At 55.2% G+C, this 17,886-nt stretch carries 16 protein-coding genes; 12 read left to right on the top strand and 4 right to left on the bottom strand.

Features of this window, described 5'->3' with window-relative positions; translation table 11 throughout:
• Window positions 1-10 precede the first annotated feature (10 nt).
• The 4 genes from PMI41_RS02720 to pepT all read left to right on the top strand — a co-directional run bounded on the left by PMI41_RS02720 (window position 11) and on the right by pepT (window position 5,306).
• The gene (locus tag PMI41_RS02720; protein WP_008121539.1) at window positions 11-886 is read left to right on the top strand and encodes an ABC transporter permease; all 876 of its coding nucleotides are present in this window, start codon (window positions 11-13) and stop codon (window positions 884-886) included.
• Entirely contained in the window at window positions 883-2,553 is a 1,671-nt protein-coding gene (locus tag PMI41_RS02715; RefSeq protein ID WP_008121537.1) for an ABC transporter ATP-binding protein, read from the top strand. Before PMI41_RS02720 ends, PMI41_RS02715 begins: the two co-directional genes overlap by 4 nt.
• 101 nt (window positions 2,554-2,654) lie before the next feature.
• Entirely contained in the window at window positions 2,655-3,890 is a 1,236-nt protein-coding gene (locus PMI41_RS02710; protein WP_008121536.1) for a CapA family protein, read from the top strand.
• 162 nt (window positions 3,891-4,052) lie between these two features.
• The gene (gene pepT / locus PMI41_RS02705) at window positions 4,053-5,306 is read left to right on the top strand and encodes a peptidase T (protein WP_040853580.1); all 1,254 of its coding nucleotides are present in this window, start codon (window positions 4,053-4,055) and stop codon (window positions 5,304-5,306) included.
• Between the two features lie 60 nt (window positions 5,307-5,366).
• On the opposite strand, the gene PMI41_RS02700 is transcribed toward pepT, so the two are convergent.
• The gene (locus PMI41_RS02700) at window positions 5,367-5,624 is read right to left on the bottom strand and encodes a helix-turn-helix transcriptional regulator (RefSeq protein ID WP_008121532.1); all 258 of its coding nucleotides are present in this window, start codon (window positions 5,622-5,624) and stop codon (window positions 5,367-5,369) included.
• Window positions 5,625-6,236: 612 nt separating this feature from the next.
• On the opposite strand from PMI41_RS02700, the gene PMI41_RS02695 reads away from it, so the two are divergent.
• Window positions 6,237-6,626: a hypothetical protein gene (locus tag PMI41_RS02695; RefSeq protein ID WP_008121530.1), complete on the top strand. Its 390-nt coding sequence runs from the start codon at window positions 6,237-6,239 to the stop codon at window positions 6,624-6,626.
• Window positions 6,627-7,164: 538 nt separating this feature from the next.
• Here the strand turns inward: PMI41_RS02695 and PMI41_RS25370 are convergent.
• Window positions 7,165-7,383: a hypothetical protein gene (locus PMI41_RS25370; protein WP_008121528.1), complete on the bottom strand. Its 219-nt coding sequence runs from the start codon at window positions 7,381-7,383 to the stop codon at window positions 7,165-7,167.
• Here PMI41_RS25370 and PMI41_RS02690 point away from each other — a divergent pair.
• The 6 genes from PMI41_RS02690 (at window position 7,382) to PMI41_RS02665 (ending at window position 15,039) form a co-directional block, all read left to right on the top strand.
• Entirely contained in the window at window positions 7,382-8,113 is a 732-nt protein-coding gene (locus tag PMI41_RS02690; protein ID WP_244423895.1) for an AraC family transcriptional regulator, read from the top strand. The two genes, PMI41_RS25370 and PMI41_RS02690, sit on opposite strands and share 2 nt — an antisense overlap.
• A 224-nt stretch (window positions 8,114-8,337) precedes the next feature.
• Complete coding sequence (locus tag PMI41_RS02685) at window positions 8,338-8,760, top strand: hypothetical protein (RefSeq protein ID WP_040853578.1); 423 nt, start codon at window positions 8,338-8,340, stop codon at window positions 8,758-8,760.
• Window positions 8,757-13,292 (top strand): YadA-like family protein, encoded by a 4,536-nt coding sequence (locus PMI41_RS02680; RefSeq protein WP_008121521.1) that lies wholly within the window; start codon window positions 8,757-8,759, stop codon window positions 13,290-13,292. Before PMI41_RS02685 ends, PMI41_RS02680 begins: the two co-directional genes overlap by 4 nt.
• 7 nt (window positions 13,293-13,299) lie before the next feature.
• Window positions 13,300-13,872 (top strand): invasion associated locus B family protein, encoded by a 573-nt coding sequence (locus PMI41_RS02675; RefSeq protein WP_008121519.1) that lies wholly within the window; start codon window positions 13,300-13,302, stop codon window positions 13,870-13,872.
• Window positions 13,873-13,885: 13 nt separating this feature from the next.
• A complete protein-coding gene (locus tag PMI41_RS02670) occupies window positions 13,886-14,572 on the top strand; it encodes a hypothetical protein (protein ID WP_008121518.1) in 687 nt (228 codons plus the stop codon).
• Window positions 14,569-15,039 carry a DUF4189 domain-containing protein gene (locus PMI41_RS02665; protein ID WP_008121515.1) on the top strand — a complete coding sequence of 157 codons (471 nt, stop codon included), beginning with the start codon at window positions 14,569-14,571 and terminating at the stop codon, window positions 15,037-15,039. Before PMI41_RS02670 ends, PMI41_RS02665 begins: the two co-directional genes overlap by 4 nt.
• 408 nt (window positions 15,040-15,447) lie before the next feature.
• On the opposite strand, the gene PMI41_RS24525 is transcribed toward PMI41_RS02665, so the two are convergent.
• Complete coding sequence (locus tag PMI41_RS24525) at window positions 15,448-15,711, bottom strand: autoinducer binding domain-containing protein (RefSeq protein ID WP_244423894.1); 264 nt, start codon at window positions 15,709-15,711, stop codon at window positions 15,448-15,450.
• 491 nt (window positions 15,712-16,202) lie between these two features.
• On the opposite strand from PMI41_RS24525, the gene PMI41_RS02660 reads away from it, so the two are divergent.
• Window positions 16,203-16,586: a Prokaryotic Transcriptional repressor TraM gene (locus PMI41_RS02660; protein ID WP_008121511.1), complete on the top strand. Its 384-nt coding sequence runs from the start codon at window positions 16,203-16,205 to the stop codon at window positions 16,584-16,586.
• Here the strand turns inward: PMI41_RS02660 and PMI41_RS02655 are convergent.
• Window positions 16,552-17,268, bottom strand: coding sequence for an autoinducer binding domain-containing protein (locus PMI41_RS02655; protein ID WP_008121509.1), 717 nt, complete (start codon window positions 17,266-17,268; stop codon window positions 16,552-16,554). The two genes, PMI41_RS02660 and PMI41_RS02655, sit on opposite strands and share 35 nt — an antisense overlap.
• Window positions 17,269-17,886 lie beyond the last annotated feature (618 nt).

Here is a 17,886-nt window from a genome sequence, read left to right as displayed (position 1 = left end):
GTGAAATGCCATGAAAACTGAAATCCTCCGGGCGCTGAAAAAGCGTCCCTATGGGCAGGTGTTGACCGTACCCATGATCGTGCTTGCAACCTATATCCTGCTTGCACTTGCAGCCCCCGTCATCGCCCCGCAAAACCCCTATGATCCGCTGCAGATCTATGGATGGGAAGCGTCCTCTTCGCCGGGCACACCGGGCAGCGGCGGCTATCTCTATCTGCTGGGAACAGACGGGCTTGGAAGAGATATCCTCAGCACCATACTTTATGGCTTGCGTATCAGCCTGGTGGTGTCAATCACAAGCGCTGCCATCGCCGCACTGATCGGGCTGACAGCCGGGGTCAGTGCGGCTTATTTCGGCAGCTGGGTCGATAGCGCGATTATGCGACTGGTCGATCTTCAGCTTAGCCTTCCGACCATTCTCGTCGCGTTGATTGCCATCGTCACGCTCGGCCCCGGAATCGACCGGATCATTCTGGCGTTGATCATCGCTCAATGGGCGACCTACGCAAGATTGGTGCGCAGCGTCGCATTGAGCGAGACAAACAAGTCCTACATGGATGCAGCCCGCCTCATGCGACTGCCTACGTCCCGGATTATCTTCCGCCACCTTTTGCCCAACAGCATCGCGCCGGCTGTGACGTTGATCCCGATCGAAATCGGTCACGCGGTCGCGCTCGAAGCAACCTTGTCCTTTCTCGGGCTCGGCGTTCCTATCGACAAGCCTTCGCTTGGCTCTGCGGTCGCAAACGGCTTCCAGTACCTACTGACCGGGCAATATTGGACGAGCCTTTTCCCTGGTCTCGCGCTCTTCGGTCTCATCGCAAGTATCAACTTCGTCGGAGAAGACGTTCGCCGTCATCTCGATCCAAGGAGCCGCCCAGTATGACATGTGAGACTGCAACACCACCACTGCTTCAGGTGAGAAACCTCAGCCTGCGTCATCTCTCTGCCTCCGGACCGATAACGATCCTGCAAAATGTAAGTTTCGAACTCGGCCGCGGTGAGATTGTCGGCATCATTGGCGAGTCGGGTGCCGGAAAGTCGACTTTGGGCAATGCCGTTCTCGGCTTGCTTGCTCCCGAGTTTCAGCGGACGTCAGGATCGATCGAACTAGATGGCAGGCCGATCGATCCCATGGGAGGAGATGGAGATGCCATCTGGGGACGAAGAATATCGGCCATCTTCCAGGATCATACTGCCTCCCTCGATCCTCTGATGAGCGTCGGCGCACAGGTGCAGGAAACGATCCTGGCGATCGACGCCTCTGTCCCGAGACAGGAGGCGCGCGCACGGGCTGTCGCGCTCCTGGCCCGCGTCGGAATTCCGCAACCCGAGCGCAGATACGGGAATTATCCGCATCAGTTCTCCGGAGGGCAAAGACAACGGGCGGTCATCGCTATTGCGCTCGCCGGATCCCCCGACATTATCATCGCCGACGAGCCGACCTCGGCACTCGATGCCACCGTTCAGAAGCAGATACTCAAGCTCCTTCGAACCCTCGTCGATGACACCGGTATCTCCATCGTCCTGGTCACTCACGACATGGGCGTGGTTTCTGAGATAACCGACCGGGTTCTCGTCATGAGAAAGGGCAGGGTGGTGGAACAGGATCGCACCGCGGTCATTCTCGATGCACCCGCAAACAACTACACACGCAGCCTGCTAGCCGCAGTCCCGCGACTGCGGCTCTCGGCAACTGCCGGCAAGGGCCAAGCGAATGGCAATGCGAGCATTTCCACGAACGTGGGCGAGGGCAACACCATGCTTCTCGTTGCAAAAAGTGTTTCCAAAACCTTCGTCCGCCAAGGGTTCGTCTGGAACTCATCCCGCAACAAGGCAATCTTCGCCTTGCGCGATGTCAGCATAAAGCTGCCGCGTGGCACGATCACCGGCATTGTTGGCGAGAGCGGCAGCGGAAAGACAACGCTCGGCCGGATCATCGCTGGCCTCGACAGGGCGCCCGCGGGATCAGTCACGATCGACGGAACCCAATTTGATGTGTCGAAGAATGGCCGCCGAAGCGGTCTCCTCAGCCGGGTGCAGATGATCTTTCAGGATCCTGCGGTGTCGCTCAATCCCAGGATGAGCGTCGGAGAAACACTGCGCGAGAGCATTCGCTTTGGCGCAAGCCTGCATCCCAAGGAAGGACCGGCGGATGCTGCAACGATGATGGACCGGCTCGGTCTGGCGCGCAGCTTGATTGACCGTCATCCCCATCAGCTATCGGGCGGCCAGAAACAGCGCATTTGTATCGCCCGAGCGCTACTGGCGAAGCCGCAGATCATCATTGCAGACGAGCCGACCTCAGCCCTTGACGTGTCCGTACAGGCCGAAATCATCCAGCTTCTCAAAGACAGCATCACCACGCAGCACATGACGATGGTCTTTATCTCCCATGATCTTGCCGTCGTGCAACAGCTGTGCAGTTCGCTCTACATCTTCAAGGACGGCCAGGTAGAGGATTTCGGGTCTTCCGACTTCGTCTTTTCGCAATCCAAGAACCCCTACACACGCGCGCTCATCGACGCCCGGCCCAGCCGGTTCACGTGTTGAAGGTGAAGGCGGCGCAGATTCGTCTGCGGCACCATCGTCCGCATCATCTTCAACACCTGCCTATCCAAACGGGTGGCTCATATTCCCGCAAAAGGTGACACATGAATGACAGCTTCACACTGGCCGTCACCGGCCAATCGCTCATCAAACACGATATTCGCAATATCCGCACGCCGGCATTTGAGGCGCTTCAGGCACTGGTCCATCAAGCCGATCTTTCGTTTACCAATTTCGAGGGGACGATCCTTGGAAGCCATGGCGGGTGGCCCCTCAAGGGATCATTCTTCGGCTGCAGCGAGCCCGTCGTCCTCGATGCACTGCAGGCGATCGGGTTTGGCGGACTTTCGCTTTCGAACAATCATGCTTTCGACCTCGGCCCGTCCGGTGTGCTCTCAACCTTGGAGGAGGTCGAGAAGCGAGGTTTTCTCCATGCGGGGCTCGGCCGCAACCAGAGCGAGGCGTCGCAGGCGAGTATTGCAACGATGGGTGGGCGGCGTGTAGCCATCGTCGCCATGGATGGCGGTCCCGGTCCGGATTTCATGTATGCCGCAAATGCAACCAGCAGCAGGCCCGAACGACCCGGCGTGAACAGGCTTGGACTGTCACAGGTCATCGAGCTGGATGAGGCAGCATTCGATCAGATTCGATCTGTCCGGGAAAAAGTTGGTTATACGGCGATCGACCTCACCAATGACAGTCAGCCGGATGATCCACCTTCTGTCGATCCACATCAGGAGATCGGTATTGCCCGGGCAATCTTCAAACGATCCAAAAGGTTTGGCAGGAGCGTCAAAATCGATGAAGAAGATATTGCCCGCAACCTTGGAGCAATAGCTGCTGCTGCCAAGGATGGTTGCCTCGTCATTGCCTATCTGCATCATCATCACTGGTCTTCCAATTGGTACCAGGTACCGGAATGGGTCAGTGGTGTTGCAAGACAATTTATTGACGCCGGGGCTGCCATGTTCGTTAGTCATGGCGCCCCCGTGCTTCAACCCGTAGAAATCTATCGGCGCCGGCCGATTTTCTACAGCCTAGGCAATTTCATCTTTCATGTCCGGTCGGAAACGTCGGCGTGGCATGCCCCTGAGGTCTGGGAGAGTGTTGTCGGCCTGTGTTCCTACGGACAAGACAACACGCTGATCGACATCCGGTTCTATCCGGTTGTGATCGGCGGCGAGGATGGTTTGAACAATCATTCGCTCGAACGCCGGTTGGTTCCTCACCTGGCAACGGGCGGGAACGCGACAAGAATCCTGCAACGGTTCAGAGACCAATCCGCAAATCTGGGCGCGCACATCGGCCTGGAAGATGGAATAGGCATTCTCCGTGTCTGATAGCCGGCGCGATCGTGGGTTGCCTGTGGAGACCTGGAGATTTCCGTGGAGTGGCAAGGTGAGGGAGGAAGCAGAGTCCCGGATGCGCACGGGACGCGTGCTTAAAAACATTATCACGTTCACAATTATAGAAAGAATTAAATGTCTTCGATTGAACAGGGCCTGGGCATTCGCGACGAACTTATCAGCCGGTTCTTCCGCTACGCTGCGATAGATAGCCAGAGCAATGCGGCATCAACACATCTGCCTTCGTCGCCGGGACAGCTTGAACTCGCCAGGTTGCTCGCACAGGAATTACGCGATCTCGGCGTTGATAACGTCATCGTCGATGCGCACGCCATCGTCACCGGCGTCAAACGCGGCAACTGCCCCACCGCACCGCGTATTGGCTTCATCGCCCATCTCGATACAGTCGATGTCGGCCTCTCCCCGCTCATCCGGCCGCAAATCAAACGCTTCGAAGGATTGGACCTGTGTCTCAATCCGGGACAAGACATCTGGTTGCGCGTAGCGGAACATCCGGAAATTCTCGCTTGGAGGGGTGAAGACATTATTTTAAGTGATGGCACAAGCGTCCTTGGTGCAGATAACAAGGCTGCCATCGCGGTCATTATGACGTTGTTGGCGCGGCTCGAGCCATCGGGGCGGCCCCATGGCGATATTTTCGTCGCCTTTGTTCCAGATGAGGAAATCGGTCTACGGGGCGCCAAGGCGCTCGATCTGGGTCGCTTCCCGTGCGATTTCGCCTACACCATCGATTGCTGCGCGCTCGGAGAAGTGGCCATAGAGAATTTCAATGCCGCATCCGGCGAGATCGTCTTTACCGGCGTCAGTGCGCATCCGATGTCGGCAAAGGGTGTGCTGGTCAACCCACTCCTGATGGCGCTCGACTTCATTTCTCATTTTGACCGCAACGAAACACCTGAATGCACGCACAAACGCGAAGGCTACTTCTGGTTCAAGGACCTTGTTGCAAATGAGAACGAAGCCCGGCTTAAGGTCATGATCCGTGATTTTGACAGGCTGGAATTCGAGCAACGAAAACAGTGTATCGGCGATGTCGCTGACCTGGTGAGATCGCAACACCCCGCCGGGTCGGTGCAATACCAGATCGTCGATACCTATCATAACATTGGCGACTGTCTGGAACGTGACAACCGCGCGACCAAACTGCTGTTCAGCGCTTTGGACCGGCTCGGGATCGAAAAACAACTCATTCCAATGCGTGGAGGAACTGACGGAGCAGTGCTGTCGGCACGGGGTTTGCCCACCCCGAATTTTTTCACCGGCGCTTATAATTTCCATTCGCGCTTTGAATTTCTGCCCGTTCCTGCTTTCGAAAAATCCTACGAGACCGTTCTTATGTTGTGCACCCTTGCAGCAAAAAACGCCAAAGAGGGCATGGGCGTCAAATGATGAGCCAGGTCACTTCCAAATACTGCAAGATGGGAAAAGGGGAGGCCCTTTGTGTCGAAGTTAAATATCTGACGAGACGTCGGAACCGGATTTGGTCGTTTTGGGGCCGTACTTTGAAATGAGTAATTCGAACGCTTCCACACCCAGTATCTGAGCAATGCCGTCGACCATATCGATAGTCGGGCTGTAGAGGCACCTTTCCAGAGAACTGATATAGGTCCGATGGATGTTTGCGCGATGCGCGAGCTCCTCTTGCGAAAGCCCTCTGGCGTTTCGCAATGTCCTGAGATTCAACGCAAAGATCTCTCGAATATCCATCAATCGGAGTCATGCGCGTTGCAGTGCATTCATCTACAGAGTATTTGATACAATCATACGCATATCGGCTTCGTACACAGGCTGTAGAAAGGCATTCCTCTCGTTCGATTTGAAGATTCGTAGCTGAGTGGGAGCTTCGCCACTTTTATCAATGGATAATGACGCTATCCTGACGATGCTGTCGTATCGCACTTACTAGTAGTCGCAGCTTGGCCGAGGTAAGTCACGATCACAGTCCATCTGACGAGCTCGCGATCAAGCCGAATGTCGTGCCTATCAGGCAATTCTCTCCGTCGTGGCTACAAAGCCTTCAACTTTCTGCGTCTTTTTGTCCTGTAGTGCGCGCCGGTCGCCTTTAAAAGAGCGTTTGCGGCATTATACGGAATGTAGAAAGCCCTAACCGACGGCTAATGTCGGCCGTCACTTGCAATCGTGTATAAATAATGGAGGCGAGGGGCTGCGAGTTGAATCTGGTTCAAATGACAGGGCTGTTTTTTAGCATCAGCAGACGATACTATGAAATTAATTCGAATTTCTGCTGGATTTTGCCGTATGCGCTCGTGGTTTCATCTCAGCGTTTACGCTTATAGTCGAATTTATGTGGGGCATTAGATGAACGAACTCGAACCAGAATCAATATCTTCCGTTGTTGTGCTCCTTGTAGTGAAAGATCTATTCTTGAATTTCTTCATTAGCGAATCTCTCGAGGGTGCCGGTTTCAAGGTCATCGATGTGACGACTACCGAAGAGGCCTACGCAGCACTACAAACTCGCACCGATATAAATGCTGTTATTGTTGAGTATGCTCAGGGAGGAGCAACGACCAATACAACTCTTGCAAAAATGATAGCTAAGCAATTTCCCCACGTGGCCCTGTTCATAACAACTGATAAAACTCTCTGCCTTGCAGCGTTGCCACCAAGCGCAAGAATTTTATCGAAACCTTTCGAGCCTGAGAGGATTACAGCAATTATAAGGCGTGCTGTGGACGAGGTGTCCTAAGATCCCGAGCATGGCGTTGAATACGGACACGATCTCAAAGGCGCTTGCGATGCTGCGAGTCGCCCCAATGTATTCTTCTCATTATCGTCAGCGGGAAAGCAAGATTAGTACAGAGAAATTGAAGAAAGAGGTTTCAAGAAATTAGACTGCGTAGTCTAAATCCTTGCCGCAGCCTTTGCATAAAATTTCTTCTGTTACACATTATTGCTATAAAAGCCGTAAACGATGCCCACGAATAGATCGCAGCCTTCGCAGATCACCCGTTGATAGTCATATGTTTTATAAGCATTTATCCCCGTGCGTGAAACCGGCACCGCTGTTTCTTCTGTTTCGCACTAGCCGGAGATGACAATTTCCAATATTTACAACTTTTGATTTATATGATTTTTTCGGCGTGAAGAGTGTCACCGACTTCAGGCGTCCCGACGCTGACGAGTGGCGAAACTTATCAGAGTGTTTAACCAATACATTGCAAATCAACGTTACTCAATGACGAGTAGCGTATCTCTTGCCTATTTTCCGGCAAGGGTCACGGCTATCATTGAATATAACCCGGGGGCACAGCGTTATAAAATATGAATACGCCGATAACCCATTCGCTTGTACATCTTGATCTTTCGAATTCTTCGGGATTGTTGAACGCGATTCCCGAAAGCGTTGGACCGCGATTTGAGACGGCCATCGGTGCAGTGATCAAGGCCACCAGACCTGCAGGTTCGATGAGTTTCCACACGAGTGTGGACGTTGCCAGTATCATGCTTTCTCCATCGACTGGAATGGAGGCTGCATTCGCGAGCGACAGGATGCACCAATTTAATGCACCGGTAGGTGCTTTGGTGGTCAACCCTGCCGATATTGATCGAACTCTGCGCTGGTCAGGTACGAAAAGAAATATTGCCGTTGCGTTCGGACGGAATATTTACGCAGCACTGGCAGCCACAGAACTTGATGGGAATACGTGGAACCTCCGCCCCGCAAAATTCGGTCACGTTGACCTTAGAGCATTACGCATTGGGACAGCGATGGCCAAAGAATTATCCAGCGCTGCAATCAATCCAATATATCTCGACGCTTTGATTACCGTATTGGGTGTCCATATCATCAGAAATTACTCGGCACATACACTTACAAAACGGATACAAACGCGCTTGGCTGGGCATAATGAGAAACGTATCCGCGAGTATATCCACCAGAATTTGGCTGAGAACCTGACGATACTTTCAATGGCGAGCATTGCCCAGTCTTCGCCAAGCCATTTCATTCGAGCCTTTACGCTCACGTTCGGGATGCCGCCACATCAGTATTTAACCAAAGTTCGACTGGAGGAAGCGGAGACGCTCCTAACTCAAACCAGCCTTCCAATATTTGAGATTGCACATCGGTCTGGTTTTTCAAGCCAAAGCCATCTGACAAATACGATGAAGCGGCTCAAAAATCTTACCCCAGGCCAAGTTCGAAGCGCCTGCAACTCTGGCTTCTCTGAGTGACGTTTTTACCACGACATACATCGAATTAATTAGAAAAAGGCGCATTTGATTGCGTTATTGAGCACGAATCTACAAATGCGGTTTTTTTGTGTAATGACTTTGTTGAAAAATTGACCTGTCAATAGCGTTCAGGGCGGCCAGTGGACCGCGTAGATTTCGCTTTGCGATGGGGGTCGTATGACAGATTTCTGCATTTTGTATGGCTCGAATTGGGTTCGCCAAATATGAGCCAGATGCAGTCTCCTGACATTGAAGTTTTTGCTCTCAAAGTCGAAGCGGTCTGGTCGGTTATTGACAAGCAATATGCGGGCCGCATGACGTCAGCGGAGCTCGATCATCTCTTCGCGTGTTTTGTGTTGGGGCTGACGACACCGCAGTTCGCCAAGGAAAACCCGGGTTCCCATTATGAAATCTGCCATGCGCTGGTGTCGGCCAAGCTGACGCCGGAGCGGACGGAGGCTGCTTTGCGCAGCGTGCCGCCGGCGTCGCAGCCATGGATCGAAAGTGCCCGGACGCTCATCGAGAGTAAGGGCGAGAGAGTAGGAAGCGCGTTGTCGCAACGCGCAAACGTCACCGAAGAACCTGCAGGCGAAGATGCGAATTCCAGTGCCCTGGAACGCCTGGTCAAAAGCGAGGAAACGCAATGATTGAATACATGCAACGTTCTGTCCAGCGTATGTTCCGCCTTGGACTGTGCAGCGACCAGACCCGCAAAGACAGCGCCTCACACCGGCGCCGGCTGATGGCGATCCTGCGCCTGGCACATCGCGTTCTTGGCGTTCAGCGCAAGGGTCTGGGGCTCGGGATGTTAGGTGTAGGCGGCGTCGCAGTGGCGATCGGTGGCTTCTCGGGGTCAGCTCAAGCTCAGACAGTAAATTGTGCTGCAGCGCCTTACAACGCATATTCCTCCACTGCCTCATGCATGGGCTTGTCGGCCACGGCCACGGGGCATGGGGCAACCGCGCTGGGCGCTAGTGCGGCCGCCACTGTCGGCGGGGGGATCGCAGTAGGGCTTGTCTCTCGTAGCGAAGCACTGAATGCCATCGCCATAGGTTTCGGGGCTTATTCCTCAAGCATCAACTCGATCTATCTGGGCGCTCGCACCGGCGCCGGGACAGGCGCATTGGCTGGCGGCGCCATCGGAATCGGCACGGATGTGACGGCTCAGGCCAACGCCGTTGCGATAGGTACCCAAAGCCGGGCGACCGGGACCAATGCCGCGTCGATAGGTATCAATGCCAACGCATCTGCCGATGGCGCTTACGCTCTAGGCACCGCCACCGTGGCGTCGGGGGTCAATTCCGTCGCACTCGGCAACTCCGCCGATGCGACCGGTGCCGCAGCGATGGCGTTCGGCGTGAGGGCCCTGGCGAGCGGCGACGTTACGGTCGCCATCGGCCAGGACGCCAATGCGAGCGGGCTGCGCGCCACCGCGCTCGGATTTCAGGCAACCGCGTCGGGAATCGATGCCTTTGCCCAGGGCAACAGCGCCAGCGCAAGTCAGCAAAATGCCGTCGCCATCGGCTTCCAGGCGACCGCGTCCGCGATCAACTCCATCAATATTGGCGGGCGCACTGTCGTGGGAACGGGTGCGCTGGCACAGGGCGCCATCGCCCTTGGCACCGATGTGCTGGCATCTCAGGAAAGGTCCATTGCCGTCGGCGTCCTGGCCAGTGCAACGGGCACCAGCGCGACGGCAATGGGTAACACAGCCAAGGCCTGGGGCAACCAGTCGATCGCATTCGGCCTCGGCGCGATTGCAGGCGTTCAGGCCGACACGGCCATACCTAACAGCATCGCGATCGGCACCAATGCGCTTGCGGATAAGAACAATGCGATGGCGTTCGGTACGCTGGCCAATGCCACGGCGGATGGCGCCATCGCCATGGGCTCATCGACTAACGCGACGGCAACGCAGGCCGTCGCACTCGGCGTCTCCGTCAACGCCACTGGCGCCGGTGCTACCGCGTTAGGTAGCGCAGGATCCGCCGCGTCTGGCGACTACTCCATTGTGATTGGCGCGACCAGCACTGCGAGCGCAACCGGGTCCATCGCCATCGGCGCAACGACCGCTGCGAGCGCCGACAACGCGATCGCAATGGGCAATGCCGCGGTGGCTGATGCGGCCGATGCCGTAGCGATCGGCACCAGGGCCAATGCAGGCGGCGGCAAGGCTGTGGCCATCGGCGCGGACAATGTCGCTTATGGCGACGGCGCAGTTTCGATCGGTGATCCGAGCTATGCGAGCGGCACAGGCGCCTTCACCGGCGGTGCGAACAACATCGCCAATGCGGATGGCACGGCCAGCGCAACGGCGGCCAACATGGCCAATGGCGCCGTGGCGATCGGCAACAGCAATGTCGCGATCGGCCAGGGTTCGGTTGCGCTTGGCAATACGAGCCGCGCAGGCGCAGCGGGTGCGGTCGCCCTTGGCGATACGGCCGTTGCCAACAATGCCGACGACGTCGCATTGGGTTCGGGTTCGGTCACGGACGTCGCAGTCGGCACCGCCAGCACGGTGATCGCCGGCACGACCTATAATTTCGCCGGAACCGCGACGCCTACCTCCACCGTCAGCATCGGCGCTGCCGGCGCGGAGCGGACAATCACCAATGTGGCCGCCGGCCGCATCAGTGCCGCCTCGACCGATGGCATCAACGGTTCGCAGCTCTTCGCGACGAACCAGGCGGTGGACAGCATCGCAACGACCATCACCAACATCAACAATGGCGGCGGCATCAAATATTTCCATGCCAATTCGACGCTGCCTGACTCGCAGGCCATCGGCACGGATTCCGTCGCGATCGGTCCAAACGCGGTCGCCAACAATGCCGGCGATGTGGCGATAGGCCTGAATTCGGCAAGCGGCGTGACGACCGCAGTCGGCGGTACCACCATCGGCGGCGTGAACTACGCCTTTGCCGGCGACGCTCCGGCCGGTGCACTCTCCGTCGGATCCGCAGGGGCAGAGCGCCAGGTGCAGAACGTTGCAGCGGGCCAGCTCTCCGGCGCGTCCACGGATGCGGTCAATGGTTCGCAGCTCTTCGCGACCAACCAGCAGGTGACGACCAATACGACCGACATCGCCAATCTCGGCGATTCCATCGGCGATATCGGCGATACGATCAACAATATCGCGGGCGATACCTCCACCGCCTATACGGATGCGAATGGCGACGGCATTCGTTATGTGCGCACGAATGATCGAACCCTGGCGGTAAGCGACTCGTCTGCTCAAGGTGTGGGATCTACTGCTGTTGGATATAATGCCACTGCCATTGCCGACAGTTCGCTGGCACTTGGAAGAGAAAGCCAGTCCACAATTTTGGGCGGTATAGCACTCGGATCCGGATCGATCTCAGATCGTGCGCTGGCGCCCGCAACAGGTCAGATTGCAGCGGGTCCAACCAACTTCATTGAATACAACACCACGGACAAGACGCTGCTGGGCGCGGTGTCGGTCGGTACCGCTACATCCTACCGGCAGATCACCAATGTTGCAGATGGTACCGATTCCCAGGATGCCGTTACGATACGCCAGCTCCAGGGTGCCATTGCTTCAGTTGCCGCTACGCCGTCCATGTATTTCCATGCCAATTCCACGGCCGGGGATTCTTTAGCTGTCGGTGCGGAATCGATTGCCGTCGGCCCGACCACCGTCGTCAATGGCGATAATGGCGTCGGCATCGGCAATGGCGCGATTGTCGATCAGACAGCGCCCGGCGGCACGGCGATCGGTCAGGGCGCGCATGTGCTCCTGGCTGACGGCATTGCGCTCGGCACCCAGGCCACGGCGGCCGGTATCCAGTCGGTGGCCCTTGGCGCCGGTGCCGAGAGCAACCACATCAACAGCGTCGCTCTCGGCGCGCAGTCGGTGACGACGGTCGGGGCACAGACCGGCTATACGGCATTCGCGCTTGCGGCTCCGCAGACGTCGTTCGGTGAAGTCTCCATCGGCGGGGTGGGCACGGAACGCAAACTGACCAATCTTGCGGCTGGTTCTGCCGAAACGGATGCTGTGAATGTGAGCCAGTTGAGAGGTTTGGGAACGCAGATCACCAACCATCTGGGAGGCGGCTCTGTTGTCAATCCCGACGGCACGATTACTGGACCGACCTACAATATCCAGGGCGGCAACTACACCACCGTTTATGATGGTTTCACGGCTGTAGATGCCAGCCTGACAACCCTCAACAACCAGATCAACAACGGTGGGGGTATCAAATATTTCCACGCGAACTCAACATTGGCCGATTCATCGGCAACGGGAACGGACAGCGTCGCTATCGGACCCGAGAGCGTTGCAAGCGGCACCGATAGTTTGGCAGCCGGGCATGGATCATCGGCTGTTGGCCAAGGCGCTGTCGCCCTCGGCAACGGGGCTCAGGCGAACAATGCCAATGATGTCGCTCTTGGATCCGGATCGGTGACCGAGGCCGCAGTCGGGACATCGGGAACCACCATCCGTGGCGAGCAGTATGATTTCGCTGGAACAGCTCCTGTCGGAACGGTCAGTGTCGGTGCCGACGGTGCCGAACGGACGATTACAAACGTAGCCGCTGGACGCATTTCGGCTGATAGTACTGACGCCATCAATGGATCGCAGTTGCATGCAACGAACTCAGCGATTGAGGATCTGGAGGGCGGAATTGGAAATATCAATGACAATGCTGTCTTCTACGATCGCAATACTGATGGAAGCAAGACAAACAACATTACCCTGCAAGGTGGTGACGTTAATGCACCGGTTGTAATTTCCAACGTCGGAAAAGGCGTGGCTGATAATGATGCTGTCAATGTGTCCCAGTTGAACGAGAGTGTAACTCACGCTGTCAAGACATCGAACGACTACACCGACAGCGTCGCAACAACTACGCTGAATGAAGCCAATAACTACACGGATCAAAAGTTCGGACAACTCAATCAGGAGTTCGACTCGATCCGTGACGAGGCTCGTCAGGCCGCCGCCATCGGTCTGGCCGCTGCCTCATTGCGCTATGATGATCGACCTGGGAAGGTCAGTGTAGCCGTTGGTGGTGGCTACTGGCGGGACGCTGGTGCACTTGCCTTTGGTACGGGTTACACAAGCGAAAACGGCCGTATACGTGCAAATCTCTCAGGCACAACCGCTGGCGGCCATTGGGGTGTGGGAGCCGGTCTCAGCTTCACGCTGAACTGAGAACATGATGTCGCGGCATACGTCATTTTGGCTCCTATATTCGGTTGCCCTTTCGATCCTGTCTTGCCCATTGGCGGAGGGACAGGAGGTGAATACCGGGTTTCGAGTCAAGCGGTCGGAGGTGGTGCCACCATCGGATGTAAAACTCGGCGACTATCAACGAACCGTACGCCCTTTTGAGAACTGGACGTTAGTTTGTGATGAGAAAGTCAAGGCGCGCCAAAGGGTCTGTAACGTCACGCAAACCATTGAGAATCAATTGGGACAGATTGCATTCAGTTGGTCACTTGCTGCAACGAAAGAAGGCAGTCCGTATATGATCGTACGGACTGCACCAATCGCAGACTCGGACAGTCCAATAGCGGTTGCTTTCCAAGGCCGAAAAGAACCAGTCAAGATTCGGTTGGACGGTTGCAATCAAGCCGTCTGCATCGGCATGTTGCCGGTTGGTCCAATTATGCGTGAACAAATTTCCAAAAGCTCTTCTCCAACCATTTCCTATACGACCAAAACTGGAAAAACGATCAGTATCGTCGCTCCCTTGAGCGGTCTGTCCGCGGCTGTAGAAGCGATCAATTGAAGAGGTATCCAGAATGAGCCAGCAATCGATCCATGACAGAATAATGTCTCGGGAACACAATAACGATACGCCAAGCGAGGTTAATGTGGGGTCGCCACGCAACTGGTGGAAAACGATAGCGCTGTCGCTGCTCGGAATCGGGATAGTCGGTGCCACCGGTTACGGCGCGACGAGCTATGGGGTCATCAGTGGCCTTCTATCGCAACCTGCAGTCGCCGACACGCCGGAGGCCGGCGCCGATGCTGCGGATTCGCCGTTCCGGCAACATGCGAAACAGGCGGGTCTGCTCGCCTGTTCGAATGTCTTCCCCGGTCTTGGAGCGCTGCTGACGGGCGGGTCGCAATATGGGGTCCAGTCGATCTGGAACAGTGAGACGCCGGACCAGCATGCGGTCCAGGCTCTTGTCGGCATGAATTACGCCACCGAAGGATATACTGGCATAGCGGCGGGTGTCGTCGTCGCGGCGCCGACCGGTTCCGCTTGCGAAGGCTCGATTGTGCGGGTAGCGCCTTTCCCCGTGCCATGCGCAGACATGCCCACCCGGCTGCCGAAGGGCAGCAAGCTCACCAACAATCTCGCTCAGGTCAGTGTCTATGAGCTGCCGAACAATGGCGGCAATGCCATGCTGCTGCCCAGCGGAACCAGCTGCGTTGTAATTTCCGTCGCCTCTGCGGCCGGAACAAATGGAGGCAAGGAATGAGATTTCGTTTTGCCATGGGCGTCATTGGATCGCTGCTGCTGTCGACGGCCTATCTGGCCGCTGCGGACCTGATCGTGCCCGACGTGCCGGTTCCGGACGTCGAGGAGCGCGGCATCTGGGCGGCGATCGCCTATTCCGAGGCCGACGGTGTCCATGGCTTCTTCTGGGGCGCGGACAAGCGACAAGAAGCTACTGATCTCGCCATAAAGCACTGCGAGAATGATGGCGGTAAAGATTGTGTCGTCGTCGAAGTCTTCCGTAATCATCGCCATTGGGACGACGATGACAATACCGGCTTTCCATATCTTCACTGTGGGGCACTGGCGGTCGCAAAGGAAAAAACCTCCAAGATTTCGAACTGGAGCGCGAAATCTGCTTTAAATCGTGGTGAAGCCGAGGATGCTGCGATCAGTGCTTGTGAGGTTGGCGGTACCAAATGCAATATTCGCGAATGGGTTTGTACGTGAAACAACCTTGATGCACATCTGTGTTGGTCTAGTGCCGTGCTGTCATTCGCGTTTCGGCTGCGACGCGCTGCTTTGCCGAACGGCTTCTCTCTCGCGACGACTATAACGCTTTGGCAAAGAACAACCAAAAGCCCTTTGCCATGTTGGCCTCCGTCAACGCACCTTAACAGATGTCTTGTTCCTGAGGATAGCGCCGATGAGGCCAATCAGGTTCGAGAAGGCGGCGGTGCTTCACAATCGCAACAGCGTGGGTGAGTTTTGTACGCGCATTATCGAGATAGTGTTGGACTGTCCAATGTTGCGTATTCGTCAACTCGGCAATTTCCGGCATGTAATTGCCATTGGCAGCTCATTTGAGGCCAACAAGCTCTTGGTGAGAGAAGGATCTCTGGAGTGCTGAAGGAGCGCTCAGCCAGCGGCCGTAGTCGATGATGGACTTATAAGAGACCGCCCGTTCTCCGCCATTGGTCCACGAGTGCGAAAGCATCGACGTGTGATCGATGCGAGGGTAAGTATGAGAATTGAGCCGAAGCTTCCCTCCACTGGAACAGTGACGCCTGAACGGACAAACAGCGCCCTTCGCCGTTTTGCAGTTACGACTGGATCGACCCGCGAATATCGGTTTGCGAAGTAGCTATCGTGCCACTCGGGCGGTGCGCGAGTTCCTCTCACGAAAGCCCCGGCGTTTCGCAGTGTTCTGAGATTCCACGCGAAGATCTCTTGAATGTTTATAATTCGGAGTTAGGCGTGTTGCAGTGTATTCATCTACATAGCATACTCTACAATAGTTGTGGTCCGCCCGCTGTCTAAGTATCAGCTTTCCGCAAATTGCAAACTTGTTCCTAACGGGGACGGAAACGTTAACAACTTAACTGGCGGCGGACCATCAGGCGGTGAGGAATGGCTAAAAACCTGAAAACATAGGGGGAATGCGGCACAGCTTCTATCAATTCGACAGGGTTAGAAAGGGCGGAGTTGTAAGCTACGCAGATCATTTTCTATGCAACATTGGTATGCTCAACTCTTTGAAAAGATTTAGATTCATGCTGATGCCAACCGTAGGGGAATGCTATGCGCCTCAAGAAAACGTCATGTCAATTTGGTAACGTGCTTCAGAGACTACAGGTCCTCCGCCAATACAACGTTGTTTGCGGGAGTGGACCTTGAAACGAAATAAAGCTGGGTGGAATATGTGTGAATTCGAAATTCCGGATGAATCAAACGATAAGATCGACCGTATGCGCTTTGCTTCAATGAGCAAGGTCGAACTGGAACCCTATGTTATCGAAGCTATCCGGGAACATCGACGCCTGCTGGAATCGGATCAGGTCGTCTATGAAGAATGGGAGAGCGCCAGCGTGGATCCGGACATCCCGTTGGATCAGATCGAAAGACTTGAGGCAGAATGTCTTTCCCGGCAGGAGAAGACGGCAGCTCAACAGGATGCCTTGTCTGATCTTCTCGATTTATTGGGATACATTCCGAAGGTGCTGGAGGATCGCTCCGAAGAAGTCAATCGGGCTCAAGAAGACCGCGATCTTTCATAATCGCAACGGCGTGGGTAAGGTTTGTCGCTTCGAGTTTTGCGCGCGCATTGTCGAGATAGTATTGAACCGTCCGATGTCGCGTATTAGTCAGCTCGGCAATTTCCGGCATATATTTGCCCTTGGCCGACCATTTGAGGCAAACAAGCTCTCTTGGAGAGAGAAGGATCTTTGGGGTGCTGAAGGAGCGAGCTGCCAGCATCCGCAGCCGATGATGGACATATAAGACAGCCCGTGCCGCCACAGCATGGTCCCCGAGCGCGAAAGCATCGACCTGTGATCGCGACGATGCGACGGTAAGCATGAGAATCGATCCGAAGCTACCCTCAACTGGAACAGTGATGCCTGAACGGACACCGAAGTCGATGGCCTGAGATTGAAACAGCTTCTGTTCCTTCGCTTGATTCCGGGCAAGCCACTGATCGGCTGACCAGACAAACAGCGTTTTTCGCCGTTTTGCAGTCGTTACGACTGGATCGACCCGCGAATATCGGTTTGCGAAGTAGATATCCTGCCACTCAGGCAAATAGGAGTTAAATGTCTTGATTTCGCCTCCGGCAGTCTGGAGATAGGCAAAGCGCTCGAACCCACACCCAATCGTGAAGCTTTTTAATGCGCTTCTGACCGTGCGCTCGTCATTTGTAACATCAAGTGCGTCAATGAGAGACTGAAACTGTCCGTCCAACTTCGAAACCTCCTTTGGTGTTGCGGGCCACCAGCGCCAGCGTTTTGGGGAATTATGTCAAAGGTACATTTGACTCCTCGTCCTTTTTTGTGGGTAGAACCGCATCCGTATTGTCCATACCGCCGACCTCAGTTGCTTTGCGGGTCAATTAAGCAGCCTTCATCTGAAATACGGTCGGGCAAGTGTAACGCCTATGCCGCGAATTGGAAAAGGGGTATCTGTATACAGTATATACTTTCTAAGTCGATAGGGGCAGGTGGAGTTCTTCAAAATTCTGCGATCCGAAATCGCGAACAGAATATATATGACACAGCTGCGTAGGGCGGCTATCCTAGGGCCGCCACTTTTGGGAATTATGTCAAAGGTACATTTGACTCCTCGTCCATCTGTATTTTCCATGCCACCTACCTCATTTGCTTCCTGTCTAACGCCTGTACCGCGAATTGGAAAGGGATATGTATACAGTATATGAATTCCAAGCGCCGTAGTTTGCGCTATTGCAATGGTGTTGCTTGATAAAGAGCCGACCCGGCTATACGATTTGTCAAAGCAATTTAAAGAAGAGACATTGTTAGAAATGTAGAAATGCAACAAGCGTATATTCTATTACCAGTAATG

The organism is Phyllobacterium sp. YR531, from assembly GCF_000282595.1.
Lineage (GTDB): Bacteria > Pseudomonadota > Alphaproteobacteria > Rhizobiales > Rhizobiaceae > Phyllobacterium.
Note: the sequence above shows the minus strand (reverse complement) of the source record. Positions and strands in the feature narration are given on the sequence as shown.

Coding starts and splice junctions, on each gene's coding strand:
- PMI41_RS02720 (WP_008121539.1), top strand. CDS start 11: ATGAAAACTGAAATCCTCCGGGCGCTGAAAAAGCGTCCCTATGGGCAG.
- PMI41_RS02715 (WP_008121537.1), top strand. CDS start 883: ATGACATGTGAGACTGCAACACCACCACTGCTTCAGGTGAGAAACCTC.
- PMI41_RS02710 (WP_008121536.1), top strand. CDS start 2,655: ATGAATGACAGCTTCACACTGGCCGTCACCGGCCAATCGCTCATCAAA.
- PMI41_RS02700 (WP_008121532.1), bottom strand. CDS start 5,624: ATGGATATTCGAGAGATCTTTGCGTTGAATCTCAGGACATTGCGAAAC.
- PMI41_RS02695 (WP_008121530.1), top strand. CDS start 6,237: ATGAACGAACTCGAACCAGAATCAATATCTTCCGTTGTTGTGCTCCTT.
- PMI41_RS02690 (WP_244423895.1), top strand. CDS start 7,382: ATGCTTTCTCCATCGACTGGAATGGAGGCTGCATTCGCGAGCGACAGG.
- PMI41_RS25370 (WP_008121528.1), bottom strand. CDS start 7,383: ATGATACTGGCAACGTCCACACTCGTGTGGAAACTCATCGAACCTGCA.
- PMI41_RS02685 (WP_040853578.1), top strand. CDS start 8,338: ATGAGCCAGATGCAGTCTCCTGACATTGAAGTTTTTGCTCTCAAAGTC.
- PMI41_RS02680 (WP_008121521.1), top strand. CDS start 8,757: ATGATTGAATACATGCAACGTTCTGTCCAGCGTATGTTCCGCCTTGGA.
- PMI41_RS02675 (WP_008121519.1), top strand. CDS start 13,300: ATGTCGCGGCATACGTCATTTTGGCTCCTATATTCGGTTGCCCTTTCG.
- PMI41_RS02670 (WP_008121518.1), top strand. CDS start 13,886: ATGAGCCAGCAATCGATCCATGACAGAATAATGTCTCGGGAACACAAT.
- PMI41_RS02665 (WP_008121515.1), top strand. CDS start 14,569: ATGAGATTTCGTTTTGCCATGGGCGTCATTGGATCGCTGCTGCTGTCG.